At 74.4% G+C, this 26,134-nt stretch carries 22 protein-coding genes; 8 read left to right on the top strand and 14 right to left on the bottom strand.

Annotation, left to right across the window (positions count from 1 at the left end):
- Positions 1–587: 587 nt before the first annotated feature.
- Positions 588–1,448 (bottom strand): hypothetical protein, encoded by an 861-nt coding sequence (locus AC2H4J_RS21760; protein ID WP_487467004.1) that lies wholly within the window; start codon positions 1,446–1,448, stop codon positions 588–590.
- A 282-nt stretch (positions 1,449–1,730) separates the two neighbouring features.
- On the opposite strand from AC2H4J_RS21760, the gene AC2H4J_RS21755 reads away from it, so the two are divergent.
- Positions 1,731–2,678 carry a nucleoside hydrolase gene (locus AC2H4J_RS21755; protein WP_487467003.1) on the top strand — a complete coding sequence of 316 codons (948 nt, stop codon included), beginning with the start codon at positions 1,731–1,733 and terminating at the stop codon, positions 2,676–2,678.
- An 11-nt stretch (positions 2,679–2,689) separates the two neighbouring features.
- Here the strand turns inward: AC2H4J_RS21755 and AC2H4J_RS21750 are convergent, their stop codons facing one another.
- Complete coding sequence (locus AC2H4J_RS21750; RefSeq protein WP_487467002.1) at positions 2,690–3,391, bottom strand: ANTAR domain-containing protein; 702 nt, start codon at positions 3,389–3,391, stop codon at positions 2,690–2,692.
- Positions 3,392–3,519: 128 nt separating this feature from the next.
- Between AC2H4J_RS21750 and AC2H4J_RS21745 the strand changes: the two genes are divergently transcribed.
- The gene (locus AC2H4J_RS21745; protein ID WP_487467001.1) at positions 3,520–4,044 is read left to right on the top strand and encodes an ATP-binding protein; all 525 of its coding nucleotides are present in this window, start codon (positions 3,520–3,522) and stop codon (positions 4,042–4,044) included.
- An 81-nt stretch (positions 4,045–4,125) separates the two neighbouring features.
- On the opposite strand, the gene AC2H4J_RS21740 is transcribed toward AC2H4J_RS21745, so the two are convergent.
- The 3 genes from AC2H4J_RS21740 to AC2H4J_RS21730 are packed head-to-tail and all read right to left on the bottom strand — an operon-like array spanning position 4,126 to position 8,108.
- Complete coding sequence (locus AC2H4J_RS21740; RefSeq protein WP_487467000.1) at positions 4,126–5,712, bottom strand: GTPase; 1,587 nt, start codon at positions 5,710–5,712, stop codon at positions 4,126–4,128.
- On the bottom strand, positions 5,709–7,409 hold the full coding sequence (locus AC2H4J_RS21735; RefSeq protein WP_487466999.1) for a GTPase family protein: 1,701 nt from the start codon (positions 7,407–7,409) through the stop codon (positions 5,709–5,711). The genes AC2H4J_RS21740 and AC2H4J_RS21735 overlap by 4 nt, the downstream gene beginning before the upstream one ends.
- Before the next feature lie 30 nt (positions 7,410–7,439).
- Positions 7,440–8,108 (bottom strand): PilZ domain-containing protein, encoded by a 669-nt coding sequence (locus AC2H4J_RS21730; protein ID WP_487466998.1) that lies wholly within the window; start codon positions 8,106–8,108, stop codon positions 7,440–7,442.
- Positions 8,109–8,395: 287 nt separating this feature from the next.
- Here AC2H4J_RS21730 and AC2H4J_RS21725 point away from each other — a divergent pair, with 287 nt between their 5' ends.
- Entirely contained in the window at positions 8,396–9,223 is an 828-nt protein-coding gene (locus AC2H4J_RS21725) for an alpha/beta hydrolase (RefSeq protein WP_487466997.1), read from the top strand.
- Between the two features lie 15 nt (positions 9,224–9,238).
- Here AC2H4J_RS21725 and AC2H4J_RS21720 read toward each other — a convergent pair whose 3' ends face one another.
- The 4 genes from AC2H4J_RS21720 to AC2H4J_RS21705 form a co-directional block, all read right to left on the bottom strand.
- The gene (locus AC2H4J_RS21720; RefSeq protein WP_487466996.1) at positions 9,239–10,522 is read right to left on the bottom strand and encodes a GGDEF domain-containing protein; all 1,284 of its coding nucleotides are present in this window, start codon (positions 10,520–10,522) and stop codon (positions 9,239–9,241) included.
- A gap of 85 nt (positions 10,523–10,607) precedes the next feature.
- Positions 10,608–11,309, bottom strand: a complete 702-nt coding sequence (locus tag AC2H4J_RS21715; RefSeq protein ID WP_487466995.1) for an NYN domain-containing protein — start codon at positions 11,307–11,309, stop codon at positions 10,608–10,610.
- Between the two features lie 95 nt (positions 11,310–11,404).
- Positions 11,405–13,522, bottom strand: coding sequence for a putative bifunctional diguanylate cyclase/phosphodiesterase (locus AC2H4J_RS21710; protein WP_487466994.1), 2,118 nt, complete (start codon positions 13,520–13,522; stop codon positions 11,405–11,407).
- 122 nt (positions 13,523–13,644) lie between these two features.
- Positions 13,645–15,273: an acyl-CoA dehydrogenase family protein gene (locus tag AC2H4J_RS21705; RefSeq protein WP_487466993.1), complete on the bottom strand. Its 1,629-nt coding sequence runs from the start codon at positions 15,271–15,273 to the stop codon at positions 13,645–13,647.
- Positions 15,274–15,509: 236 nt separating this feature from the next.
- Between AC2H4J_RS21705 and AC2H4J_RS21700 the strand changes: the two genes are divergently transcribed.
- The 4 genes from AC2H4J_RS21700 (at position 15,510) to AC2H4J_RS21685 (ending at position 19,335) form a co-directional block, all read left to right on the top strand.
- Positions 15,510–16,610 (top strand): hypothetical protein, encoded by a 1,101-nt coding sequence (locus AC2H4J_RS21700; RefSeq protein ID WP_487466992.1) that lies wholly within the window; start codon positions 15,510–15,512, stop codon positions 16,608–16,610.
- Positions 16,611–16,764: 154 nt separating this feature from the next.
- A complete protein-coding gene (locus AC2H4J_RS21695; RefSeq protein WP_487466991.1) occupies positions 16,765–18,186 on the top strand; it encodes a hypothetical protein in 1,422 nt (473 codons plus the stop codon).
- 126 nt (positions 18,187–18,312) lie between these two features.
- Entirely contained in the window at positions 18,313–19,155 is an 843-nt protein-coding gene (locus AC2H4J_RS21690; RefSeq protein WP_487466990.1) for a class E sortase, read from the top strand.
- Between the two features lie 21 nt (positions 19,156–19,176).
- On the top strand, positions 19,177–19,335 hold the full coding sequence (locus tag AC2H4J_RS21685; protein ID WP_487466989.1) for a hypothetical protein: 159 nt from the start codon (positions 19,177–19,179) through the stop codon (positions 19,333–19,335).
- Between the two features lie 4 nt (positions 19,336–19,339).
- Here AC2H4J_RS21685 and AC2H4J_RS21680 read toward each other — a convergent pair whose 3' ends face one another.
- Positions 19,340–20,635: a competence/damage-inducible protein A gene (locus AC2H4J_RS21680; protein WP_487466988.1), complete on the bottom strand. Its 1,296-nt coding sequence runs from the start codon at positions 20,633–20,635 to the stop codon at positions 19,340–19,342.
- 120 nt (positions 20,636–20,755) lie between these two features.
- Between AC2H4J_RS21680 and AC2H4J_RS21675 the strand changes: the two genes are divergently transcribed.
- Positions 20,756–21,484, top strand: coding sequence for a hypothetical protein (locus AC2H4J_RS21675; RefSeq protein WP_487466987.1), 729 nt, complete (start codon positions 20,756–20,758; stop codon positions 21,482–21,484).
- Positions 21,485–21,494: 10 nt separating this feature from the next.
- Here the strand turns inward: AC2H4J_RS21675 and AC2H4J_RS21670 are convergent, their stop codons facing one another.
- The 4 genes from AC2H4J_RS21670 to efeO all read right to left on the bottom strand — a co-directional run bounded on the left by AC2H4J_RS21670 (position 21,495) and on the right by efeO (position 26,118).
- Entirely contained in the window at positions 21,495–23,036 is a 1,542-nt protein-coding gene (locus tag AC2H4J_RS21670; RefSeq protein ID WP_487466986.1) for a protein kinase domain-containing protein, read from the bottom strand.
- 228 nt (positions 23,037–23,264) lie between these two features.
- Entirely contained in the window at positions 23,265–23,645 is a 381-nt protein-coding gene (locus tag AC2H4J_RS21665; protein ID WP_487466985.1) for a VOC family protein, read from the bottom strand.
- A gap of 23 nt (positions 23,646–23,668) precedes the next feature.
- A complete protein-coding gene (gene efeB, locus AC2H4J_RS21660) occupies positions 23,669–24,982 on the bottom strand; it encodes an iron uptake transporter deferrochelatase/peroxidase subunit (protein ID WP_487466984.1) in 1,314 nt (437 codons plus the stop codon).
- On the bottom strand, positions 24,979–26,118 hold the full coding sequence (gene efeO / locus AC2H4J_RS21655; protein ID WP_487466983.1) for an iron uptake system protein EfeO: 1,140 nt from the start codon (positions 26,116–26,118) through the stop codon (positions 24,979–24,981). The genes efeB and efeO overlap by 4 nt, the downstream gene beginning before the upstream one ends.
- Positions 26,119–26,134 lie beyond the last annotated feature (16 nt).

Raw genomic sequence — 26,134 nt, 5'->3', positions numbered from 1 at the left:
GGTCCGGTCGGCGGGGAGAGGGGAAGAAGGTGGCCGGGGCGGGCGCTCCCCGGGTCACCCGGAGAGCGCCCGCCGTCCGGCGGGGGTGGCGGACGAGAAGCTGCGTCCGCCGCACGGGAATCCACGGTGCCGGGCGGCGTCGTCCAGCGTCGCCGTCTCCCGAGGCCGGCCGGGCCGCGCCCCGGCCCTCGTGAGCCCTCTCGCCGCGCCGCGCCGGCGCCGCGGGCTCCCGACGGATCCGGTGCCGACCGGTGGTGCCGCAGCACGTCTGCGCCTCCCTGGAGGGTCCGCGCGCTGCACGAGGGCGAGTCGGCGGGAGGTCGAGGGCAGAGCGGTGGTGCGACACGTTCGGTCGACGGCCGGGAGTGCGCCGTCGGAGGGAGCCAGGGCGGCCGGGATCGGCCTGCAAGGCGGAGAACTCAGCGGGACCGAGTCGTCGGTGCCGGTCACCCGGGGAAGGGGGCGACCGGTCTCGGCGTGCTCGGGGGAGAGCGGAGGACGGCGTCCGGCGGCTGGCTGCCGTGGTCGCGCATCAGCATTCGGTCAGGCGCGGGCTTGCGCCCATCTCGGAGGCGGCGAGCAGGTCCTTACGGGAACGAGCTCCGCGAGGAGTTCGGGGACACCGATCGTCGCGCCGGCCCGGGGGATCCGCGGGCCGGACTCGACAGCGGGTCACCGCGGGACCGGGCCAGGCCGGTGGGGACACCGGTCCTCGAGCCCTGCGGCGGCCAGCCGGTGGCCCGGGAGCGTTCAGGCGGTCCGCTCGGTCTTATGCCGGGGACGGCCACTGCTCCACGGGGGACCGGCGGCGTCCACCGCGGTCCGGCCGGAGCCGGACGACGGTGGCTCAGCTCCGGAGCGGGGGAAGGCGCCGGGAGCTGGATCGTGGGGGTGCTGGGCATCTCGCGCAGCACCACGGGGCGGTCGGCGGCCGGCTTGGGAGCCGGGCGGGGCGGACGGCCCCAGGCGAGGTGCTCGCCGTGGTCGCCCGCGCCCCACATCGCGGCACGCGCGACCAGGCCGGGGCGTCGTGCGGGCCGGGGAGCGTCGGGGGTGGGGACGGCGGCGGCCGCGGCCGTGCGGGCCGCGGGACGCCAGGCCAGGTACTCACCGTTCGGGCCGGCGCCCCAGAGCGCCGCCCGCCGGATCAGGGCAGCGAGTCGCCCGGGCGCGGCCGGCGCGGGCACCTCGGCGACACGAGGAGTCCGGGGCACGGGCCGGGCCATCGGCGCGGGCCGCACCGACCGCAGCGGAACCGTCCGGCCGGCCCCCCGGCGGGCACCGGCGGGCCGGTAGGCGGACGGCCGGCGAGCGGGGGAGCGGACCGGCAGGGGGCCGGCGCCGGCGCGGTCGAGAACGTCGAACAGCGCGGCGACGCTGAGGCGGGCCTCCAGGGCCACCGGGTCGACGGACAGAGGCGCCGCGGTCGCCCGCTCGCTGCTGCTCATGTCGCCTCCCGAAGTCGTGTCCGCGACCGGGGAAGGTGTCGCGGACAAGGAGAAAACTAGGGAGCGGAGGCCCTCGCGGTCGGCTTCTGCGACGGGCTCCCGGAGGCGCGTGACCGAACCGTTGTGCAGACCCTGCCGGCGGGTCGACGACCCATCCTCCGCAGCAGTCACAAGTCGACAAGCAGCGCGCTCCGAGCGGGAAAAGCGCTGACGGACCGGTCGGTCACGCCCGCGACGCCACGACGTGCGCGGCGTGTCGGGGGCGGCTGCGAAGATCCGCGGGTGCCTGAACCCATCCCTCTGGTGATCGACACCGACCCCGGCATCGACGACGCGCTGGCGATCCTGCTGGCCCTCGCGAGCCCGGAGGTCGACCTCCGGCTGATCACGACCGTGCACGGCAACGTGGAGCTCGCGCAGACGACGGAGAACGCGTTACGGGTGCTGCACCTGGCCGGGCGCTCCGACGTCCCGGTCGCGGTGGGCGCCCGGGAGTCCCTGGTGCACCCGCAGCCGGAGCGGGCCGGGCACGTGCACGGCGAGGCCGGGCTCGGCGGCGTCGAGCTCCCCCGCTCCCCCGCCGTCCCCGACCCGCGGCCGGCCGTCGTGGCCCTGGCCGACCTGCTGGTGACCTCGCCGGCGCCGGTCACCGTCGCCGCGGTCGGGCCCCTGACCAACATCGCCCTGCTGCTCCGGGTCTTCCCCGACGCCGCGGCCCGGATCGGCCGGCTCGTCGTCATGGGTGGCTCGGCGGCGCGCGGCGGCAACGTGACCGCGGCGGCGGAGTTCAACGCCTGGGCCGACCCCGAGGCCGCGCACGCCGTGTTCACGGCGGGACTGCCGACCGTGCTGGTCGGCCTCGACGTCACCCTGCCCACCGTGCTCGACGAGGCCGGGATCGCCCGGTTCGCGGCAGCCGGCCCGATCGGCGCGGGGGCGGCGGCGATCCTCCGGCAGTACCTGGACCATGCCCGCGGGGCGTACGGCACGACCGGGGTCGTCGTCCACGACGCCCTGGCCGTGACCGAGGCCGTCCGGCCGGGCACGCTGGGCACGGTGCGGCGAGACGTCGTGGTCGACACGGGCCTCGGCGCCGGCCGCGGTCAGACCCTGGTCGACCGCCGCAGGGTCTCGACGTCGCCGACCGCCGTCGAGGTGGCGGAGCGGGTCGACAGTCCGGCCGCCGTGGAGTTCCTCGTCTCCCGACTGGCCTCGCTCGACCGCCGCTGACAGGGGGCAGGTCAGCGGGGCCGCTCGGCGCCCTGGGTGGAGTCGACGATGCCCTTCGCGATGTCGCGCAGCTTGCGGTTGTAGCGCTGGGAGGCCTCGCGGAGGATCTCGAAGGCCTGTTCCGCGTCGACCCGCCGCTGGGCCATCAGCACGCCCTTCGCCTGCTCGATGACCGCGCGCGACTCCATGGCCAGCCGCATGTTGCGGGCCTGGTCGAACAGCTGGGCGTGCGCGTCGGCGTTCGCCACCACGACGGCGATGACCTCCGCGACGTCCGTCCCCGCGCGCAGGGACTCCGGCGACGCGAAGGCGGCGGTCTTCGTGGAGTAGATGTTCAGGGCTCCGATGCTGGATCCCTGGTACGGCAGCGGGACCGACAGGGAACTGAGCACCGGCGTCGACGCGACGACGTGCGCCACGTAGTCCGGCCAGCGCTCCTCGGTGCGCATGTCGTCGACCCGGAGCAGGACGCCGCCCCGGCCCGCGTCCATGCACGGGCCGTAGCCGTGCTCGTACTGCAACTCGTCCGCGGCCAGGGCCATCTCCCCGAAGTGCGCGACGGTGAAGGCCTTGTCGCCGCGCAGCAGCGTGATCGAGGTCGACTCGGCTCCGGGGATGCCGCGGGACGCGATCGCGGTCACGTCGGTGAGCACGTCGGTCAGCGTCCGGTCGACGAACACGACGCGGCTCAGCTCTCGGAGCAGGTCTTCCACGCCCTCAGTGTGCCTGGCGGGGACCCCGGAACCCGCCCCCCTTCGCGCGCCGCCGCCGGATCGGTCAGGATGGACAGGATCCGGGCCTGCAACCGGTCCCGCCCGCGAGCGGATACGAGGGGGAGGCGATGGCCGGCGAAACGGTTCCCGAGCCGGCACACGCCGCCTGGCCGAGCGCACCGGTTCCGTCGGTTCCCGGCGACGTCTGGCACTGGCAGCTCGAGGCCATGCACGTCGTCTCGCGGGTCCGCAGCGACCTCCGCGCGCGCATCGCGCACCCGTCCGTCTCGTCCGCCTCGACGGACGACGCGCGCGACGGCCTGCTGCTGGTGTTCGAGGAGCTGGCCTCCAACGCGCTCCGGCACGGCGGTGGCGACGTGCGAGCCCTGGTGGTTGCCGGCCCCAACGGCTGGCTGCTCGATCTGAGCGACGAGGCGCCCGACCGGCCGCCCGTTCCGGCCGTCGACCGCGACCCCGCCCTCGGCGGCATGGGCCTGCACCTGGTGGCCCAGCTCTCGACCGACTACGGCTGGGAGAGCCGGCCCGGCCGCAAGCACGTCTGGGCCCGCCTGCCCTCGGGCCGCAGCGAGACCGGCGACTGGCAGCGCAAGCAGCTGCCCGAGCCCCGCGCCCCGCACTTCCACCACGAGTAAGAGAGGGACTTCCTTCTGGCACGGCCCCCTTCCGGGTACCGCCCCGAGCTTGCGAGGGGTGGGGAGAAGGGGGTCCTTCTCCTAACGAGCCGCTGCCTCGACAGCCGTCCGGAACCGGTCGGCGTCGGCGCGCACGTCGGTCATGGGGTCGAGCACCTCCTCCTCGGCCACGGCGTCGACCGCGGCGCGCAGCCGGCGCGCGGCCGCCCGCCCGCGCCGGCGGGCGCGCATGCCCACCAGCGGCCGGCTGACCAGGGCCAGGAGGAGGCCGGCGAGCAGCCCGCCGGCCAGCAGCAGCGTCGGCAGCGGCACGCCCTGGACCCGGGGCAGGGGCAGGACGTCGTCGAGCCGGAAGAAGCCGAGCAGCACGAGCACGAGCAGCCAGAGCGCACCGGCCAGTGTCACGAGCGCCAGTACCCACTGCAGGCCGCCGACGGCGCGCTGCCAGAGCGGAACGCGATCGGGGCCGAGGTCCGTGCCGGCCACCGCGGCGTCCAGCCGGTCGGGCAGCGTCTGCTCGGCGTCCTCGACGGTGCGGCGCAACTCGTCGCGCCAGGCCCGGGGCAGGTCCTCCCCGGCGACCTCGCGGGCCCGGCGTACCGCCGTGGCGACGGCCGCCAGCTCGACCGCGCCGGCCGGCGGCAGCGACGTGCGGGAACGCTCGTCGCCGAGGTGCAGCCGTCCGAGCGGATCGGGCCGCAGCTTCCGTGCCCAGCGCAGCAGCGGCCAGCCGGTGCGGGCGGCCCCCTCCCGCATCGCCGAGCGCTCGACCGCGGAGGTGACCGTCGGGACGCCGGCCGCCCGAGCCAGCGCGTCGCCGAGGTCGTCGACGAGGGCCGCCTGCTGCCGCCGTCCCCAGCCCGGGTCGGGCGTCGCCGTGCAGTGCGCGGCCAGGGCGCCGGCCAGGCTGCGGACGTCGGCCGTGAGCCGGTCACTCGCCGCTCGCCGTGCCGCGACCCGCCGGGCCAGCTCCCCACGTAGCTGGGCGACTCCGACCCCGGTGCGGGCGGAGACGGGCACCACCGGGGTGCCCGCGAGCCCCTCGCGGTCCAGCAGCCCCCGCAGGTCGGCCAGGCAGGCCGCCTCCGCCGCGGCGTCCAGCCGGTCGACCTGGTTGAGCACGACCAGGAGCACCCCGGCATGCGAGGCCAGCGGCACCAGGTAGCGGTCGTGCACCGCGGCGTCGGCGTACTTCTCGGGGTCCAGCACCCACACCAGGACGTCGACCAGCCCGACGAGGCGGTCGACCTCGAGCCGGTGCTCGAGCCGCACGCTGTCGTGGTCGGGCAGGTCCAGCAGCACCAGGCCGTCGAGCGCGGGCTCGGGCTCGTGCCGGTGCCGGCGCGGCACCTCCAGCCAGTCGAGCAGCCGGTCCGTCTCCTGCTCGCCCCAGGTGGTGGCATGGGCGACGCCGGTCGTGGGACGGCGGACGCCGGGGGTGCTGATCTCCGCCCCCGACAGCGCGTTGAACAGCGTCGACTTCCCGCTGCCGGTCGCTCCGGCCAGGGCGACGACCGTGGCGTCGCCGAGCGCCGAGCGCGCGCCGGCCTTCGCCAGCAGCGCGCGGGCCCGCCCGATCTCCGGCACCTCGAGCCGGCCGTCGGCGACCTCGACCGCATCGCGCAGCGCCGCCAGCCGGTCGGCGAGCGGGATCCCCCGGCGGCTCACGCGGCGGCCCGGCGCGCCGCGGTCAGGGCGTCCACCGCACCACGGAGCCGATCGGCCGCGCCGCGCCCGGGTGCGGCCTCGGCCACCCGGAGATCGAAGCGTTCCTCCTCGTAGCGGAGCAGGGCATCGGCCCGCGCCGCCAGGTCCTCGCGGGCCCGGTCGGCCAGCGAACGGACGGCGGCGTCCCCGAAGACCGCCTCCAGCACCCGCTGCCCGAGCGCGGTCGTCCCACCGGCGACGGCGATCTCGCCCCCGGTCAGGCCGCCGGTCTGGGCGAACACGGCCACCATCACCACCGCGCCCGCGCCGTTGACGCCCCAGGACAGCAGCCGGGCGCGGGACCGCTTGTCCGCCCCCTGGGACCGGACCAGGTCCAGCACCGCCCCCTGCCAGTCGCGCACCTGGGCCGCGGCGGCCTCGGGGAAGTCGGGCGAGACCTGCTCGAGCTCCCGCTCGTCGGCGGCGAGCAGCCCGGCGCCACCGGGGAGCGAGCGCCAGGCGGTCACCGTCCGCTCGGCGGCCCGGTCGGCCTCCGCCCGCAGCAGCTGCTCCACGCTGTTCTCCAGCGCCCCCTGCAGGTTCTCGGCCGGCACCGGGCGCCCGGTCACCGCGCTCACCACCCGGTCGCGCAGCCGGCTCACCTGGTCCTGCAGCGTACGCATCCACTCGCCGGTGCCGACGAACTCCTGCCAGCGGGCCAGCACCTCGCCCCGGAGCAGCGTGCCGCTGCGGACGCCCTCGTCCACGCCGAGACGCGCGGCGTCGTAGGCGGCGCCGGCCGCGTCGCGCAGCACCGCGGCGGCCGCCTGCTGTGCCTCGACCGCGCTCGTGACGCCGGCGACCCGCTGTTCCAGGCTGTCCAGTGCACCGGTCAGGGTCTGCCGCACGACGGCCGCGCGGGCCCCCTGGTCGGCGGCGAGCGCGTGCAGCCAGTCCCGCAGGGGCCCGACCTGGTCCTCGGGCAGGCGGCCGTCGGCGAGCGGCCGCTCCTCGACGACGAACAGCCGCGCCCCGGCGAGCCCGGCGCGGGTGAGCATCCCGGCGAGGTCGGCAGCCACCTCCGCGGCGGCTTCCGGCGGCACCCGGTCGAGCACGACCGCCAGCGCGGTGCCGCGCTCCTGCGCCGTCCGGAGGAGGTCCCAGGGCACCGCGTCGGCGTAGCGGGCCGCCGTCGTCACGAAGACCCACAGGTCCGCGGCCGCCAGGAGCTGGCCGGCCAGCTGCCGGTTGGACTCGACGACGGAGTCCACGTCCGGGGCGTCCAGGAGCGCCAGACCCGCGGGGATCTCGTCGCTGACGACGAGCTGCACCGTGCCCGGTCCGCCGGCCGAGCCGGTGACCCGCGGCAACCCGGGCAGTACGCGGTCCCCGGAGAAGGCCGGCAGGTCGGCCGGGGCGCAGACCAGCACCGGTGAGCGCGTCGTGGGGCGCAACACGCCCGCGGTGGTGACGGCCCGGCCGACCAGGCTGTTCACCAGCGTCGACTTGCCCGCCCCGGTCGACCCGCCGACGACGGTGAGCAGCGGCGCGTCGAGATCCCGCAGCCGGGGGAGCAGGTAGTCGTCGATCTGATCGGTGACCGCGCGGGCGGCCCGGCGTGCGTCGTCCCGCTCCGGCGTGGCCAGACCGAGCGGCGTCGTGGCGAGCGTGTCCCGCAGCGCGGCGAGCGCGTCGGGCAGGCGGGGCGGGGCGGTCACACTCCGGGAACTGCCCCGCGAACGCGTCCGCTACCCGCGGAGGTCCGGCGGGGCGTCGTCCGCCTTCTTGGCCCGCTCCTCGCGCAGCGCCTGGAAGACGCGACGGCGGACGTGGTCCTGGTCCTTCTCCTGGATGTTGACGAACCGGATGGAGATGACCCACCGGGCGCCGCGGGCGACCGTGCGGACCACCTCGGCCTTGGTCTTGATGACGCCGTCCTCCAGCGCGACGACCAGGTCGAGCTTGGCACCGGCCTCGGGCGGGGCACCCAGGCCCTCGAACTCGGCGCGCAGCCCGGCCTCGCTGAGGTCGACGGTCTCGCCCTTGAGGTCGATCGACCCGTACTCGGCGGTCACCGGGACGGTGACCCGGCCGCGGACCGCCTTGCGTCGCTGGCTGGCCTCGGCCGGTCCGGTCGCGCGCATCCGCCAGCGGACGACGGCGCCCTGCTCGACGTCGGTGATCTCCGCGGGCAGGGCCCGCTGGGCGTCGTCGGTCTTCCAGAACAGCTCGACCACGTCACCGACCTTCACGACGACCTGGTCGACGAACTCGCCCACGGAGGGACGCACCGAGATGAACTCGTTCTGCACGACCTCCACCCGCGAGCTCACCGAGATGCCGCGCCCGGTGAGCGTGACCTCTGCCTCGGTCTGCTCCACCGGGTGGTCGACGCCCGGAACGCTGCCGCTGGTCATTCGTCCTCTCCGATCTGTACCGCGGGGTGCCCTGGCCCGATGTCCCCGGGCCGGACCCCGCGGTGGGGAACGGTAGCCGTCGGGCGGATGCCCGAGCACGCCGCCCGTCCGTGACGCGCCGCGCGGGCGCAGCGCATGCCCCCCGCATGGGTCATCGGCCGAACACCCGCAGTGAGGAAGCGCAGGAGGCCGGTGGCCACCCGATAGGGGCAGACCCGGTGCTCCCCTGTCCGAAGGGCCGGTGCGCGACAGTCGCGGGGCAGCGCACCGCCGACAAGGAGCACCCGATGCCCGCTGACCGTGTGCCGGTCGTCTTCATCCACGGCCTGTGGCTGCACTCGACGAGCTGGGCGCCCTGGGCCGAGCTGTTCCGGGCGGCCGGCTACGAGCCCGTCCTGCCGGAGTGGCCCGGGGTCCCGGCCACCGTCGCCGCCGCGCGGGAGCACCCCGAGAGCCAGGCCGGCGTCGGCATCGACCAGGTGATCGACCACCACGAAGCCGTCGTCCGGGACCTGGACCAGCCTCCCGTGCTGATCGGGCACTCGTTCGGTGGCCTGGTCGTGCTGTCGCTGCTCGACCGGGGACTCGGTCGGGCCGGCGTCGCCATCGACCCGGCGCAGATCCGTGGCGTCGTCCGCACGCCCCCGGCGCAGCTCGCCTCCACCTTCCCGGTGCTGCGCAATCCCGCCAACCGCAAGCGGGCCGTGAGCCTGACGGCGGGGCAGTTCCGCCACGCGTTCGGCAACGCGGTGTCGGAGGAGGAGTCGGCCCGCCTGCACGAGCAGTGGACGATCCCGGGACCCGGACGTCCGCTCTTCCAGGCGGCACTGGCCAACGCCACCCCGCGGTCGCGGGCCGCCACCGCCGTGGACACCGCGAAGGGTGACCGCGCGCCGCTGCTGATCATCTCCGGCGGCGCCGACCGCACCATCCCGGACACGGTGACCCGCGCGGCCTACAAGATGTACGGGAAATCCGCGGCGGTGACCGAGTTCCGGCAGTTCCCGGACCGCGGCCACTCGCTCACCGTCGACTCCGGCTGGCGCGAGGTGGCCCAGGCGGTGCTGGACTGGCTCGCCCGGCAGGGGATGGACGGGCGGCCCGCGCAGGCATGAGCACGCGGGTGGGCGTCAGCGCGGGAGCGGCAGCTGCGAGGGGGTTGCGCGAGGTGCACCGACCGCGTTGCGGGTGATCTTGGCGCGGTACAGCTGCTCGTCGGCGCGGGACATGAGCTCCAGCGGATAGGCCTGGTCCCCCTCGGCGGCGGCCACGCCCAGCGACAGGTTGATCTCGCCGGCGCCGAAGCCGCTCGGACGGAGCTCCGCGGCCTCGCGGCGCAGGCGTTCGGCCAGCTCCACGGCGCGGTCGAGGTCCGACCCCGGCAGGAGGACGGCGAGCTCGTCGCCCCCCAGTCGGGCGACCAGGTCGTCGGCGCGGACGCGGCGGGAGAGCAGTTCGGCGACCTGGCGGAGGGCCTCGTCCCCGCCGGGGTGACCGTGCCGGTCGTTGATCGCCTTGAAGTGGTCGACGTCGAGCAGCACCACGGCGACGACGGAGCTGTCCTGCCGCGCCTGGGTGCACGCGGCGAGCAGCTCGGCGTCCCATCGGCGGCGGTTGGCCAGGCCGGTGAGGGGGTCCTCGTGGCTGAGCCGCTGCAGCTGGGCGAGCAGCACGCCGGTGCGCTGCTGTTCGCGCTCGAGTCGCACGCGGGTCACGAGCTCGCGGCCGTTCAGGGCGTAGCGCTGGAGATGGGCCAGAGCGGCGATGGTCGAGGCGGTGCCGAGATAAACGGTGACCGCCACGAGGTCCTGGAGCGTCAGTCCGCCCGGGAAGGCGAGCACGGACAGCGTCAGCGCCGCCCAGGAGAGGCCGACGAGCGCGATGGTCCAGCGTGGCCGCGCCACGAGGATGCAGCCGCTGCCGTAGACGGCGAGGGTGAAGCCGAGCAGGTAGTACGCCTGGCCGTGGGTCTGCGGGATCATCCACGCGATCTCGGACTGGACGACGGCGAGGACGGCGAAGGTGAGGGCTTCCGGCCGGCGCCGGCCGATCGGCAGCCGCCACAGGGCGAGCATCGCCACGACCATCGGGATCTCGCAGACGAGCCGGACGGTCCAGAACGCCGCGGCGAGGTGCGGGACGGTGATCCGGTCGACCACGGTCCACGCCGGCACCGCCACGATGGCCACCCAGCAGACCAGCAGGCCCGCGGCCCGCGCCCGACCGGCCAGCTCGTCACCCAGGCCGGGCACCACGGCGCCCAGATCGCGGTATGACGATCCCCTGGTGGGGGTCGCGCCGCCGGCCGGGTCGTCGTCGGTCCTGCGCCCGCGGCCTGGCGACGTCCCTGCACCGGGCAGGACGTCGCCCCGGCGCAGCAGCGCGACCAGACGGCGGAACGGACCAGCGAACACGCTCTGCCCATCGGCACGAACCGGTACCGACCTGAGCAGCGGCTGTCCGGTCCTCCTCGTGCGGGTGACCTCCGGCGATCGGAGGTCAGCGGTCTCGGCGGGCGGTGAAGCTGCTGACGAACTCCCGCAGGCTGCGGGTGGGCCGCAGCCAGGCTCCGTCCGGCGGCAGCGCGTCCAGGCGCACCCGGTCCAGCGGCTCGGTGAACGCCCCCGGTACGTCCTCGATGTCGATGAACTCGAGCAGGTCGGAGCTGATGGCGTATCCGGCGACCTCGCTGAACGCGACGACCACGACGTGCGTGCCCTCGCGCACCAGCTGCTCGAGCGGCTCGGCGAAGTTCCGTCCGTCACCGGAGAAGACGACCAGGCGCCGCAGCCGGTGGCTGTGGGCCCGGACGGCGATGTGGTCGAGCATGTCCTGGTCGATGTCGTCGTCGGGTTGGGTCTTCGGCCGGGCGAACACGGCGAAGCCGAACCCGCGCAGGGCCTCCACCCAGCGCTGCAACGTGCCCGGCTGCGGCGGGATGTTGGCGAACACGCACGCCTCGACGTCGGGGGCGTCCGGCCGCGACGGGTCACCGGCGCCCTCGACGAACCAGGCCGCGATCGCGTCGAACCGCGGGCGCGAGGCAGCGGTCGGCCGGGCGCCGATGACGGTGGACAACGTCATGTCGATGTTCGGCGCGTCCCAGATGAGCAGGTCCAGCACCTGCCGCTCCCTGCCGTCTTCCTCGGCCGGGGCGGGCTCGGTCAGGGTCGCGAGGGCGGCGTCGAGGCTGTCGGACACGACAGCAGTCTGCCGTTCCGGACCGACGGCGGCGCGCGGCGGTCCGGACGGCGGTCCTCCGGGTGATGTCGCCCGGCGTCCCGGACGGCGGCCGATCACCCGGCCCGGGCCACCGCGCAGCGGGCGAGCGCGAGCGCGCAGAGGTCCCCACCGGCGGCCTGCACCGAGCGCACCCAGCCGGGGATCTCGTCGGCGGGCATCGGATGCCCGAGCAGCCAGCCCTGGGCCAGGTCGCAGCCGGCCTCGCGGACCATGCGCAGGTGCTCGGGCGTCTCCACGCCCTCCGCCACCGAGCTGATGCCGAGGGAGCTGGTGAGCCCGACGATGGCCGAGAGCACCGCGCCCGTCTCCCCCGCCACGGCCCGTTCCGCGGCGTTGAGCAGCGACCGGTCGATCTTCAGGGTTCCGATGGGCAGTGCGAACAGCTGGGCGAGCGACGACCAGCCGGTGCCGAAATCGTCGATGGCCACCCGCACCCCGAAGCTGCGCAGGACGGCGAGCTGGTCCTCGGCGCGGGTCGGGTCCTCGGCGACGCTCGTCTCGGTCAGCTCGAGGACCAGCTGGTCGGGCGGCAGACCCGAGTCCCGAAGGGCCACCCGGACGTCGCGCACCAGCGTCTCTGCGGAGAAGTGCCGGGCGCTGACGTTGACCGACATCCGCAGCGGGAGGCCCTGCGCGGCCCACTCCGCTGCCTTGCGCGTGGTCTCCCGCAGCAGCCAGCGGGTGATCGGGATGACCTGCCCCGTCTCCTCGGCCACCGACAGGAAGGTGTCGGGCGGGAGCAGGCCACGGTCGGGGTGCTGCCAGCGCACGAGCGCCTCCACGCCCTCGACCGCGCCGGTGTCGAGCCGGACGATCGGCTGGTAGTGCACGACGAGCTGGTCGATCGCCTCGCCGCGCAGCCGGGTGGCCACCTCGAGCCGCCAGCGCGCGGCCTCCCGCAGCTCCGGCGAGAACAGGTGGACCCGGTCGCGCCCGGAGGCCTTCGCGGCGAACATCGCGGCGTCGGCGTCGCTGAGCAGCTGGTGCGGGTCGCGCGCACCGGGCGCGGAGACGGCGACGCCGATGCTGGCGGTCAGCGGCACGGAGATCCCCGACGTCGCGAACGGCAGGCTGAACGTGGTCTGCAGCCGGAACGCCAGCGAGGCGGCCTCCGACGAGTCGCAGTCCCGGGCGAGAACGAGGAACTGGTCGGCCCCCAGCCGCCCGACGGCGTCACCGGGACGCAGCTGGTCGCACAGCCGGGCCCCCACCTGGTTCAGCAACGCGTCGCCGATCTGGTGGCCGAGGGAGTCGTTGACCGTCTTGAAGCCGTCGATGTCGATGACCAGCAACGCCGTACCGGGGCCGTCGGGCGCCCGTGAGCCCAGTGCGGCCCGGACGAGCTCGAGCAGCGTGGCGCGGTTGGGCAGCCCCGTGAGGTCGTCGTGGCCTGCCCGCCAGGCCATCGCCTGCTCCTCGCGGACCCGGTCGGTGACGTCCTCGTGGGTGACGACGATCCGCGCGGAGCTCTCCACCCGGGCGGCCTGGAGCCGGAACCAGCTCGGGTCGTCGCCGAGCTGGGCCGAGTAGTCGTACTCGAAGGTGGACGTCTCCCCCTCGGGCTGGGCGCGCAGTCGCCGGATGCCGCCGACGATCGCCGCGTGGTGGTGAGTGGGTAGGCCGTTCGCCATCGCGGCCAGGTAGTCGTCGCCGATCTGGGCCGGCTCGATTCCCGCTCTCCGCAGGATTTCTCCGCCCTCGACCCAGATGCGGTTCGTGACCAGGATCCGGTTGTCGGCGTCGAGGAGCACGGTCGCGGCCGGCAGCGCCTCCAGGACGGCGGCGAGCTCACGGGTCTCGTCGTCCCGCCGCTGTGCGGCGCGCACCCGCTCGTCGATGTCGCGGACGATCACGGTCAATCCGCGGGAGTCCGGGTAGGCACGCGTCTCGTACCAGTGGTCCCAGCGCTCGTGCAGGTACTCGAACACCCGGGGCTGGGCGTCGTGGAGGACCTCGGCGAACGTCTTCTCGATCGCCGTGTCGCGGAGGTCGGGGAACGTGTCGAGGAACGGGCGACCGAGCATGTCGGCCGCGGCGCAGCCCAGGACGGCCTCGCCCGCCGCGTTCACGTACGTGAGGATCCAGCTGCGATCGAGGTGGTAGACGGCGTCGGGGACACCGGGGAGCGGGTCTGCCCGACCCGGCCGGAGCCCTTCGTCGTCGTCCTGCACGCTGCCCGCTCTCGATGCACTGGTCGTCCGTCCGCGCGGGCGGAGGAACCGCCCCCAGAGGCATCCGGCGTCGCTGCCATCCCCCCGCGAATTACAAGAACTGTAGCGATGCGGGTGGTGTCTCAGACAGGGGGAACCGAAGCTCTCTCGACGATCTTGTCGGCAGCGGCACCCGCGGGCAAGGTGCCCAGCACGGCTCCCCAGTCCCCGCCCAGGCGGGAGGCGCAGAACGCGTCCGCGACGGCCGACGGCGAGTGCCGGAGCAGCAGCGAGCCCTGCAGGCACAGGGCCAGCAGCCCGGCGATCCGGCGCGCCCGGAAGGGCAGACCCTCGGCCTCGCCGAGTTCGGCGTGCAGCGTCGTCACCGCCTCGTCGAACCGGACGTCGACCCCGCGGGCGAGGTCGATCTCGGCGGTGACGGCGGCCAGCGTGTCCGACGAGCGGCCCATGGCGCGCAGCACGTCGAGTGCGATCACGTTGCCCGACCCCTCCCAGATGGAGTTCAGCGGCGCCTGCCGGTAGAGCCGCGGCAGGCCCGAGTCCTCGACGTACCCGTTGCCGCCCAGCACCTCCATGGCCTCGGCCACGACGCCCGGCGTGCGCTTGCAGACCCAGAACTTCGCCGCGGCCCCCGCAAGTCGGAGGAACGCCGACTCGCCGGCGTCCAGCGCCGCGGCCAGGCGGATCGCCAGCACGGTGGCGGCCTCGCTCTCGACGGCGAGATCGGCGAGGACGTTCTGCATCAGCGGCTGGTCGACCAGCAGGGCTCCGAAGGCCCTCCGGTGCCGGGCGTGGTGGATCGCCTGGGTGAGGGCGGCGCGGACCGTGGCGGCCGAGCCCAGGACGCAGTCCAGCCGCGTCGTGTTGACCATCTCGATGATCGCCGGCACGCCGCGACCGGGCTCCCCCACCAGCCACCCCGTCGTTCCGTCGAACTCGACCTCGCTCGAGGCGTTGGACCGGTCGCCGAGCTTGTCCTTCAGACGTTGCACGTGGAACACGTTGCGCATCCCGTCGGGCAGGACCCGGGGGACGGCGAAGCACGAGACGCCCTCCGGCAACTGGGCGAGGACGAGGAACAGGTCGCTCATCGGCGCCGACGTGAACCACTTGTGGCCCGTCAGCCGGTAGGACCCGTCGTCCTGGGCGACCGCGCGGGTGGTGTTGGCCCGTACGTCGGAGCCGCCCTGCTTCTCTGTCATGCCCATGCCGGCGATGAGGCCGGCCTTGGCCTCGGGCTCGACGAGGCCGAACTGGTAGGTGGTCGAGGTCAGTCCCGGCTCGTAGCGTGCGGCGAGCTCCGGCGTGCGGCGCAGGGCGGGGACGGCCGCGTAGGTCATCGTCGTCGGACAGGCGTGCCCCATCTCGATCTGGGTCCAGCCGACGTAGCCCACCGCCCGGCGCACGTGCGCGTGCCGGTCACCGGCATCGGCGGCGGCCCATGGTGCACCGGCCAGGCCGTTCTCCACGGCCGTCCGCATGAGCTCGTGCCAGTAGGGGTGGAACTCGACCTCGTCGATCCGGTGCCCGTATCGGTCGTGCGTCCGCAGCTTCGGCGGGTTCTCGTTCGCCACCCGCCCCCACTCCTGGGCCAGCTCGCTGCCCGCCAGCCGGCCGAGGCCCGAGAGGGACTCGAGCGTGGCCGCGTCCGCGTGCCGGAGGCATGCCTCGGCGAGTGCGGTGTCACCGGCGATCGGGTCGTGCCCGGCGAGCGGCGGAACCTGGTTGGCCACCTCGTGCGTCGCACTCATGCCCGGCACCGTACGACGTCCCGGACCCGGAACCCGGACGGGACAACCGGTGGTTGCGCTGCGGACACGGGTGCTCACTCTCCGATCAGGAGAGGGAGGGTTCACGATCGCCTGGCCCACCTTTCGTCACTCTCCGCAATCCCCTGAGCGGGTGACGGGCTGTGACACGCCGCACAACGAATTGGACGTGCCCAACTGGGTGGTGGCGAGACGGAGTCGTTCCTAACGTCCGCCCCGTGACGGGTTCCCTGCTGAGCGACGGCGGCGGGGAGCCGACTGCCGTCCGCCGGTCGTGGGTGCCCCGCACGGTCGCCGCGCTCTTCCTGGGCGCCGGCGTCTACGCGTCCCTCGCCGTGGTCGGCGAGGTGGCGGCCCACGCCGACGACACGACGGTGACCGCGACCCAGGCCCCCGCCGAGCCGACCCCGGCCGACGCGGCAGCCTCGGGCACGACGGCACCCGCACCGGGGACCACCACCCACGACTCGGTCACCACCAGCTCGTCCACCACGGACACGTCCACCGCCGGGTCGCCGTCGGCGGAGCCGGTCGCGCCGCCCGCGGACCCGGGCACCGACGCGACCGCTCCGGACCCGGCAGGCACGACGACCCCGGGCACCACGACCCCGGGCACCACGAGCCCGGGCACCACGACTCCGGGCACCACGACTCCGGGCACGACGACTCCGGGCACGACGACTCCGGGCACGACGACTCAGACCGCCACCACCACGACCACCGTCACGGGCGCTGACGGCGCGAAGACCGACGTGACGGCGACGGCAACCCCGAAGACCGGCACGACGAACGAGAACCCGACCGCCGAGCCGGTTGCTGCCGGCGCCGCCGCACCGGTCACGCCCACCGCGGTCGGCGCTCCGGTCGCCCCGGCCGTCATCCAGGCCGGCGACGGGTCTGCATGCCACTCCGCGTCCGTGCTCGGGGCCCACACGGGAGGTTCCGCCAGCCGGAACCGGCCGGCCACCTCCTACGCGCCGGTCGCCCTCACCATGCCCGCGCCGCAGCCGTCCACCGCCACCCCCACTGCTCCGGTCGCGACGATCACGCTGTCCGAACCGTCCTCAGGCGGCACACCGGTCCAGCCGCAGGACCCCTTCTCGCTCCCCGCCCCGACGACCGCCTTCGCCCTGGGCGGCTGCGGCGGTCCGGGCGCCGGTGAGGGCTCCCCGAAGGGCGCCTCGGCGCCGACGGCGCCGGCGTGTGTCCTGGGCTCGGTCATCGACATCCCGGTCGCAGAGATCGACGCGGCGCCGCAGGCGCCGGCAGCGGGGTCGCCCACCCTCTCGGCGAACGACCCCGCCACGCGGCCCGACTGAGGCCTCGCCTCACGGCCTGCGCCCGTCCGGGTGTGTCCGCGGGGGGCACATCACCACGTGGCTGCGCAGCCGCCCCACATCTCCACCCATCCACACGCGCGTCGTCGCACTTCTCAGGGCTCGACGACGCGCACCCATCCTAAGGAATCACTCGATGAAACGATCCGTGAGAAGCGGCATCGCCATCGCCGGCATGGCTGGGGGCTTCTGGCTCCTCGGTCAAGCGGTGGCGAGTGCCGACGAAGCGGCCGGGACAGGGGACCAGGCTTCGGTCACCCTTGCCGGCAGCGGCGGTGGAGGGGGCGGTGGCGGCGACGCCACCAGCGCCAACCACCAGGACGTGGACGCGACGAACAAGGTCGACAACCACGCCACGACCGGCGACGTCAACGCCGCCGGTGGGACGTCCTCCGTGGGCGTCGCAGCGGGCAACGGCAACACCGTCGCCGCCGGCAGCGGCAAGGGTGACGTCGACGCCTCGCAGAACGTGACCACCGTCGTGTGGATCTCGTCCGAGGCCAACGGCGGCACGGTCTCCGGCAGCAACAACGCCGCGGCCGGAAACGGTGCCAGCAACACCGCCACGGCCAACGCCAGCCAGAGCTCCCAGACCACGGGCGGCAACGCCGGCAGCGGCACCAAGGGCAGCAGCGGCGGAGATGCCACCAGCCGTAACCACCAGGACGTCGATGCCACCAACAACATCGACAACCGGGCGCGGACCGGCGACGTCTACGCCAACGGGGGCGACTCCGACGTGGCTGTCGTCGCAGGCAACGACAACGCTGTTCTCGCCGGTTCCGGCCACCACAGCTACAAGCACAACAGCGGCGACGTCGACGCTTCTCAGACCATCGACACCAAGGTGACGACCTCGTCCGAGGCCAACGGCGGCAGCGTCTCCGACAGCAACAACGCGTGGGCGGGCAACGGTGGCAGCAACACCGCGACCGCGAACGGCCGGCAGGACTCCGAGACCACTGGCGGAAACGGCCAGGACGTCAAGGGGCACCACCGGCACCACCACAGCTCCGGCGGCGACGCGAAGAGCTACAACAACCAGGACGTCGACGCCGAGAACAACGTCGACAACAGCGCACACACGGGTGACATCGACGTGAGCGGTGGCACCTCCACCGTTGACGTCATCGCCGGCAACGGCAACACGCTGTACTGCACCTCGAAGTCCGGCAACGTCACCTGCTCGCAGAACATCACCACCATCATCAACATCATCTCGCAGGCCAACGGGGGCAGCGTCAGCTGCTCGAACAACGCCTCCGCCGGCAACGCCGGCAGCGCCGTCTGCCCGGTGACGAACAACACCAGCAACAACAGCAACGCCGGCAACAACAGCAACAACTCACCGACCAAGGCCGCCGCGCCGGCAGCTCACAAGGCTGCCGCCGCTCCGGCTGCGAAGAAGGCCCACGTCTCCGCTAACGCTCAGCCCAGCGGAACGCTCGCCTTCACCGGTGCCGAGACGTCCCTCCCGCTCACCCTCGGCCTGCTGGCCCTGGGTGTCGGTGGCGCTCTCACCCTGGCCGGCCGCCGCCGCGAGACGGCGACCGTCTGATCCACCGGCCCGCCGTCCGATCCATCCGGGACGGCGGGCCGGGCTCCACCTCGGACGTCGTCCGCCGGGAAGCAGTCCCCGGCGGACGACGTCCGGGTCTTCCACCTCCAGCAGACGGGATTCGTGGTGAGCAGCTCCGTCGACCTCGACGTCGCCCCGCAGGAGTCCGGCCCGGCCACGTCGGCTCCCCCTCGCCGCCGGGACACCGGCCGCATGGTGATCCGGGGCATCGGTCAGACGCTCATCACGGCCGGTCTGGTCTGCCTCCTCTTCGTCGTGTACGAGCTCTGGGTGACCGACCTCTTCGCCGCCCGCGAGCAGAGCCACCTCAGCCAGGAGATCCACCAGCAATGGGCCGACGCACCGACCGTCGCGCCCGCACCGGCAGATCCCGCGCAGCCGGCCGCCCCCTTCACCCCCGCGGCGATCGACGTCAGCGTGGGCCAGCCGTTCGCCGTGCTGCACATCCCCCGGCTCGCCGGGGGCGACGGCTACTCGCGCGTCGTCGTGGAAGGTGTGGCCCAGACCCAGCTCGCGCAGGGGCCCGGCCACTACATCGGGACGGCGATGCCGGGCGAGCAGGGCAACGTCGCGATCGCCGGCCACCGCGTCGGACGCGGATCACCGTTCCTCGACCTGGACAAGCTGCAGCCCGGCGACCCGATCGTCGTGGAGACCGCAGACGCCTGGTTCACCTACCGCGTGCTCGGTGACCCGAAGACCGACAGCTTCACCGGCGACCCGAGCGGCATCCCGGGGCAGGAGATCGTGCTGCCGACCCAGGTGTCGGTCATCTCGCCCACCCCGGGTGGTCCCGCGGACGGCCCGGCAACCGGCGCCTACCTGACGCTGACCACCTGCCACCCCAAGTTCTCCGCTCGGCAGCGGTTGATCATCCACGCCCGCCTGGACGGCGCACCGCTGAGCAAGGCCGAGGCGCCCAACGGCCCCACGGCAATGGCCGGCTGACCGAGACCACTGGAGTTCCGCATGTACACCTGGATCTGGCGGCACCTCCCCGGTCCCGTGGCGGCGAAGGCGTTCGCCGCCCTCGTCCTCGTCCTGGCCGTCAGCGCCCTGCTGCTGTTCATCGTCTTCCCCCGCGTCGAGCCGTTCCTGCCGTTCACGGCGGTGACCGTCACGCACTGATGCGTCAGGCGGGTGGTCCGCCCACCAGCAGCACCCGGAGCAGGTGCATGGCCATCGTGACCGACCGCTGCCGGACGGCCGCGCGTGAGCCGGGCAGTCGCAGGGCGCGCAGCTGGTTCCCCTCCGGCCCGGCCACGCAGAGGTGCACGGTCCCGACCGGCTTGTCCGCGGTGCCGCCGTCCGGCCCGGCGACACCGGTGATGCCGACCCCGACGTCGGCACCGAATCGTGCCCGGGCGCCCTCGGCGAGGGCGACGGCCACCTCGGGGCTCACCGCACCCCGTTCGGCGAGCACCTCGGCCGGCACGTCGAGCACCTGCTCCTTGGCCGAGTTCGCGTAGGCCGTGACCCCGCCGAGAACCCAGGCCGAGGAGCCGGGCCGCTCGGTGAGCCGCGCGGCGAGCAGGCCACCGGTGCAGGACTCGGCGGTGGCGACGGTGAGCCCGCGCTCGGCGAACCCCGCGGCGACGACGTCGTCGAGGGTCGGCCCCGTGGAGAACACGGTCGCCTCGAACGACCGGGTCATCAGCGTGCGGAGGCGGTCGTAGGTGGGCTGCTCCTCCGGCGCGTACCGGGTGACGATCTCCAGCTCGCCGTCCCGCATGCAGGTGGTGATCTCCAGGCCGGACAGCTCGGCGGCCTGCTCGCGCAGGACCACGGCCAGCTGCGCCTCGAGCGTGCCCCAGAGCCGGACGGTCTCCTGCCGGAGCTCCCTGCGGTCGGCCAGAGCCAGCTGCACCGGTGCGGCCTCGAGCGCGGCCGGCCACATGCCCTGCAGCTCCGCCGGCGGCCCCGGGAGGACGAGCACCGTGGGGCCGCTGCGGCCCTCGGCCGGGGGGACGACGAGCCCCGGCGCCGTGCCCACGGGCTCCAGGACGGTGGCGCCGTCCGGAACCCGGGCCTGCTTTCGGACGCCGTCCGCCGCGGCTGCCGGGTCGACGCTCCAGCCGCGGCGTGCCGTCAGCCGCTCGACGATCGCGGCGATCCGCTGTTCCAGACCGGGGTCGACGGCCGACGGCCGGCCCTGGAAGTCACCCACGACCTCGGCGGTGAGGTCGTCCGCGGTGGGCCCGAGCCCGCCGGACGTGATCACGAGCGCGGCCCCCGTGCCGGCGAGGAACGCGAGCGCACCGCGCATGTCCTCCCGCCGGTCCCCCACGACGACCACGTGCCCGACGTCGACGCCGAGCCGGCGCAACTCCTCGGCGAGCCACGGGCCGTTGCGGTCGGTCACCCGGCCGGTGAGCACCTCGGTCCCGGTCACGACGATTCCCGCCCGCGGTCGGGTGCTGGTGCCCACGGGAAGCGACCCTAGGACGCCGGCGGGCGGGGTGCCTCACCGGTCGACCCTCCCCCCGCCGTTACCGTGCGGGGGAGAGCGGTCCGGCCCATGGACCCCGGGAGTGCGCCAGGAGGACCCGTGAGTTCGCCGTCCGACCACCAGCCGCCCGGGGAACCGGAGCGCCGCGGTCCGTCCACGCAGGAGATCCCGGTCGTGCCCGGCGGGGCCACCGCCGCGGGTTCGCCCGCGGCCCCGCTCCCCCCGCATCCCGGGGCCGTCCCACCGGCAGCCGTGGGGACGGGCGAGCCGCAGCCGACCGGTCCGGTGGGCTTCGTCCCCGGCCCGCCGCCCGCCGCTCACCCCCAGCCCGCCACCGCACCCACCGCTGCGACCGGCGGGCCCGACCCGGCACCCGCCGGCGGTGCCGTGTGGCCCGACACCCTGGAGTCCGACCTCCTGCAGTCGGGGGACGGCACGCGCCGGGAGAAGGCGCGCCGCATCGGGGCGCCCCGCGACCGCGCGGCGGTGCTCGGCCTCGGCCTCGCCGTCCTGGCGCTCGTCCTGCTCGAGCTCGGGCTGGCGTTGCGGTTCGGCTCGGAGTCCTACTGGTCGGCTGTGCCACTGTGGTCGGCGTTCGCCACGCTCTGCGCCGTGCTCGGCGTCGCGGCCTTCGCGGTGGCCTTCCGGTCCGGCGGTCCGGCACGGTCCGGGGCGTGGCGGCTCGCCGCCGCCGGGCTGATCGGCCTGGCCGTGTTCTGGGTGCTCGTCGTGCTGTCGGTCGTGGCGAGCGACCGGGGCTTCCTGCTCACGGCCCCGCTGGGTGCACTCGGTGCGGCCCTCTGGACCGCATCCGGCCGCAAGGCCTGACGCCGGCGGCTCAGCCCGTCGGGGCGGTGCTCGACGCCGACGGGGATCCCGTGGGCGTCGAGTCGCTGGGCGCCGGGGTCGGGTCGCTCGTCCCCGAAGCGCTCGGACCCGACGCCGACGGCGACGCCGGCAGCACACTGGGGGTCATGGTGACGCCCGCACCGGTGCCGCTCGTCGGGCGGCCGGTGGCGGTGTCGCCCTGGGTCGTCGGCACGTCGCCACCGGAGGTGCTCGCGGCGCCCACGGCCGCGCCGGTGACCGCGGCGCTGTCCCGCTGCGCGCCGTCCGATGCGTCGGCGACCGCGTAGGTGACGGTGACCTCGTCGCCGGCCACCAGCGGCGTACCGGCGGGGTCGATCGCGGTCACCTGGTCGGGCACGACGTCGTCGCGGACCTCGGACCGCAGCTGCACCTGGAGACCGAGCCCGGTCAGCCGCGCGACCACGCCGTCGACCGGGCGGCCGACGTAGTCGCTGGCGTCGAGGACCAGGCTGCCGGTGTCGTGCTGCTCGGCCGCGACCGCCGGCGAGCCCTTGCCCTCGTGACCCGACAGGGCGAGCAGGAGCGCGACGGCGATGCCGGCGCCCGCGAGCAGGCCGAGAACCGGGAGCAGCACCATCGCGGCCCGGTTGCGCCGGCGAGGGCTCGGATGCCGGACGGCGGCCGGCGGTGCCGCGGCCACCGCGACGGTGGCCGGCGCCGCGGCCAGCGGGCGGCCGGCCACGATGTCGTCGATCGCGGCGGTGAATGCCCCGCCGTCGGGGAACCGGGCGGCCGGGTCCTTGACCAGCGCCCGGCCGATCAGGTTCCGGACGTCGGCGGGCAGCTCACCGGGGAGCGGCTCCGGGTCCTGCCGAACCTGCTTGAGCGCGATCGTGACCGCGTTGTCGCCCTCGAACGCCGGGTGCCCGGTCAGGCACTCGTAACCGATCAGGCCCAGGGCGTAGACGTCGCTCGCCGGTGAGGCCAGCCGACCCTCGGCCTGCTCGGGGGAGAGGTACTGCGGGGTGCCGATGACCTGGCCGGTGCGGGTGAGCGCGACGCTGCGCGCCGACCACGCGATGCCGAAGTCGGTGATCTTCACGGCGCCGTCGGGGCGGACGAGGATGTTGCCCGGCTTCACGTCGCGGTGCACCATGCCGGCGCGGTGGGCCTCGCCGAGGCCGAAGGCGGTCTGCCGGAGCAGTGACAGGGTGGTGCTCGTGTCGAGCGGGCCCTCGCGGGCCACCAGGGCCGACAGCGGCTCGCCCTCGACGAGCTCCATGACGAGGTAGGCCATCGTCTCGCCGGTGCCGTCCTGCGCCATCTCCTCGCCGTAGTCGAAAACGGCGGCGATGTTCGGGTGGCTGAGCGAGGCCGCGTGCTGCGCCTCGGCGCGGAAGCGGGCGAGGAAGCTCGGGTCACCGGTGTACTCGCTGCGCAGGACCTTGATGGCGACCGATCGGTGCAGGGCGACGTCGGTGCCGCGCCAGACCTGGCCCATCCCGCCGGCCGCGATCAGCTGGTGGAGTTCGTAGCGGTCACCGAGGCACCGTCGTCCCGGTTCGACCACGGAAGGTCACTCCTCGCTCATCCGGCCGCTGCGGGGCCCACTGGGTTCGGCCGGGGGGTCCGCACGGACATCCCCTGACCCCTCCGTTGTCCACATCGGGGGCCGGTTACACATGCTGAACGCGGGTCGGGCGGCGATGATCCGGTCTGGCCGTGTGATCCGCACCGCCCGACCGCCGTTCCGGCGCGCCGACTGCGCGCTGTGCACGCCAGGTGACCACGGTGCGCGTCAGGCCTGGTGAGCGCTCGGTTCCAGGAACTCCAGCCGGTTGCCGAACGGGTCCGCGGAGTAGAACCGGTCGTGCCCCGGGAAGTCGTCGTCCCAGGTCACCTCGCGGCCGGCCCGCTCCAACGCCCGGGCCAGGTCTGCGAGTCCGGCGACCAGGATCCCGGGATGGGCCTTGCGCGCCGCCCCGAAGGGCTCCTCGACGCCCAGGTGCACCTCCAGCCCTCCCCCGCGGAACCAGCAGCCCCCGCGCGCCGCCAGCACCGGCGGCTTCTCGAGCTCGCGCATCCCGAGCACCCCACCCCAGAAGGCGCGGCACCGGTCCTCGCCGCCCCTCGGGATCGCCAGCTGGACGTGGTGCAGGGGCAGAAGTTCGAAGGGCATGTGGCTCCTCGTCGGGACGGCGATCAGGACTCGAAGAGTGTGCGTCCCCACCAGTCGCCGTCGCCGCGCAGGCCGGGCGGGCACGCGAAGACCGCCGACGACGTGTGGCGGATGTACTCGTTCATCGCGTCCATGCGGAGGTTCCGCTGCACCTGCACGAAGCCGGTCTCGGGATCACGCTGGTAGGCGATGAAGAACAGGCCCGCGTCGAGGCGCCCCAGCCCGTCGGAGCCGTCGACGAAGCTGTAGCCACGGCGCAGGATCGCCGTCTTCGCGTTCGTCGGGTTGGCGAGGAAGACGTGCGAGGTCGGCGGGATGGCGGGTTCGCCGTCCACCTTCTTCGCGACGTCGACCGGGTCGAACTCCGCCCGCTGCCCCAGCGGTGCCCCGACGCCCTTGGTGCGGCCGATCACCTTCTGCTGCTCGTCCAGCGTCGAGGTGTCCCAGGGCTCGATCAGCATCCGGATCCGACGGGCGACGAGGTAGGAACCCCCGGCGAGCCAGTCCGACCCGCTGTCGCCGTCGCCCACCCAGACGAACCGGTCGAGGGCCGCGTCGTTCTCGGCCTTGAGGTTGTTCGTGCCGTCCTTGAAGCCGAACAGGTTGCGCGGCGTCGACTGGCCGGTGCTGGTCGACGAGGTGCGACCGAACCCGAGCTGCGACCAGCGGACGCTGACCACCCCCACGCCGAGGCGGACGAGGTTGCGGACGGCGTGCACCGCGACCTGCGGATCGTTGGCGCAGGCCTGGATGCAGATGTCACCGCCGCTGCGGGCGGGCTGGAGCTGGTCGCCGGGGAAGGCGGGCAGCTCCACCAGCGGGTCGGGACGGCGAGCCGCGAGCCCGAACCGGTCGACGCCGTCGGCGGTCGTGAAGAGGGTGGGCCCGAAGCCGATGGTGAGCGTCAGCCCCGACGGGGGGAGCCCGATCGCCTCGCCGGTGTCGTCCGGGGGCGCGTACCGGTCCCCGCCGACGGCGCCGACCGGGCCGGCGTCCCTGCCGGCGGTCATCCGGCGGGCTGCCTCGGTCCAGGTCTTCAGCATGGCGACGAGCTCGTCGCGGCTGTCGGTGGTCACGTCGAAGGAGACGAAGTGCAGCCGGTCCTGCGCCGGGGTGACGATCCCGGCCTGGTGGCGGCCGGCGAACGGGACGGCGTCGTCAGCCGCGGGGCCGGGGGCCGCCGCCGCGTCCAGCGCGGTCGCGTCCCCGATCACGCCGCCGGCCGCGCCGGCCGCCAGCACGCCCGCTGTGCCCGCGCCGACGAGGCCGAACAGCCGCCGCCGGGACAGGCCGTCCCGCCGTCCGCCGTCGGGCTCGCTGATCGGGGCCTCGCTCATCGCCGGGCGACGACCGCCGCCACCTTGCTGACGGACTCGGTCAGCGCGGTGATGCTGTCGCTGAGCGCGTGCAGCTGCCTCTGGTCGAGCTGGTCGTAGAGGACCCACCCGTCACCGGAGCGGTGCGTGTCGAGCTCCGCCTGGGTAGCGGCGAACCGCTGGTCGATCTCGCCGAGCAGGTCGGGGTCGTTCTCCTGCAGGTAGGGGCGCAGGGTGTCGACGGCCTTCTTCGAGCCCTCGAGGTTGCCGGCGAAGTCCCAGAGGTCGGTGTGGGAGTACCGCTCCTCCTCGCCGGTGATCTTGCCGGTGGCGATCTCGTCGAGCAGCGCCTTCGCACCGTTGGCCAGCTGCAGCGGGTCGAGGGTGACCGCGTTCGCGCGTTCGACGATCTGCTGCACGTTCGTGAGCAGCTGGTCGGCGTACGGCCCCATGTCGCTGACGTCGCCGGTCTCCCACAGCGCCTTCTCGATGCGGTGGAAGCCGGTGAAGTCCTGGCCGGGCTCCTGGTCGCCCTCGCGGCCGTCGATGAGCGGGTCGAGGTCGCCGAAGCTCTCCGCCACCGGCTCGATCCGCTCCCAGTGGATGCGGGTGGCCGGGTACAGCGCCTTGGCACCCGCGATGTCCCCGGCCTTCACGGCGGCGACGAAGGCGGTGGTCTGCTCCAGGAAGGGGGCGGTCTCGCTCCGCACGTAGGCCTGGTAGTCGGCCGCGGCCTGGGCCAGGGCCGGGTCCTCCGCGAGGGCGGCCGACGAGCCGGTGACGGTCAGCTTCTGCCGGATCCCGTCGCCCGCCATGCCGGGCTTGCAGACCGCCTCGTAGTCGCCGGCCGCCAGCTCCACGGACAGGTCGCGAGTGAGGCCGGGGGCGATGTTCTCGACCTCGCCGACCAGCTTCTGTCCGCCGCCGTAGACGTAGAACTCGGTGACCTTGCTGCCGTCGTTGGTCACCTGGAAGCGGTGGGTGCCCGCCTTCAGCTCCGTGGTCGCCACCTCGCAGGCGTCGTCGGTGGAGGAGACGGCGACGGTGTCGGTGGCCTTGCCGCTGCCCCCGCCGTCCTTCGACGCGCAGGCGGTGGCGGTCAGTGCCGCGAGCGTGAGGACGACGAGCAGTGCGGGGCGGCGGTCACGCAGCGACATGCTGGGAGGTCTCCGG

The sequence above is a fragment of the Blastococcus sp. OS1-29 genome (genome assembly GCF_057628075.1).
Note: the sequence above shows the minus strand (reverse complement) of the source record. Positions and strands in the feature narration are given on the sequence as shown.

What these genes read in the sequence shown, in the direction of transcription:
- AC2H4J_RS21745 (WP_487467001.1), top strand. Translation starts at nt 3,520, where the DNA reads ATGGCCGGCGAAACGGTTCCCGAGCCGGCACACGCCGCCTGGCCGAGC.
- AC2H4J_RS21685 (WP_487466989.1), top strand. Translation starts at nt 19,177, where the DNA reads ATGTACACCTGGATCTGGCGGCACCTCCCCGGTCCCGTGGCGGCGAAG.
- AC2H4J_RS21705 (WP_487466993.1), bottom strand. Translation starts at nt 15,273, where the DNA reads ATGAGTGCGACGCACGAGGTGGCCAACCAGGTTCCGCCGCTCGCCGGG.
- AC2H4J_RS21760 (WP_487467004.1), bottom strand. Translation starts at nt 1,448, where the DNA reads ATGAGCAGCAGCGAGCGGGCGACCGCGGCGCCTCTGTCCGTCGACCCG.
- AC2H4J_RS21730 (WP_487466998.1), bottom strand. Translation starts at nt 8,108, where the DNA reads ATGACCAGCGGCAGCGTTCCGGGCGTCGACCACCCGGTGGAGCAGACC.
- AC2H4J_RS21695 (WP_487466991.1), top strand. Translation starts at nt 16,765, where the DNA reads ATGAAACGATCCGTGAGAAGCGGCATCGCCATCGCCGGCATGGCTGGG.
- AC2H4J_RS21665 (WP_487466985.1), bottom strand. Translation starts at nt 23,645, where the DNA reads ATGCCCTTCGAACTTCTGCCCCTGCACCACGTCCAGCTGGCGATCCCG.
- AC2H4J_RS21725 (WP_487466997.1), top strand. Translation starts at nt 8,396, where the DNA reads ATGCCCGCTGACCGTGTGCCGGTCGTCTTCATCCACGGCCTGTGGCTG.
- efeO (WP_487466983.1), bottom strand. Translation starts at nt 26,118, where the DNA reads ATGTCGCTGCGTGACCGCCGCCCCGCACTGCTCGTCGTCCTCACGCTC.
- efeB (WP_487466984.1), bottom strand. Translation starts at nt 24,982, where the DNA reads ATGAGCGAGGCCCCGATCAGCGAGCCCGACGGCGGACGGCGGGACGGC.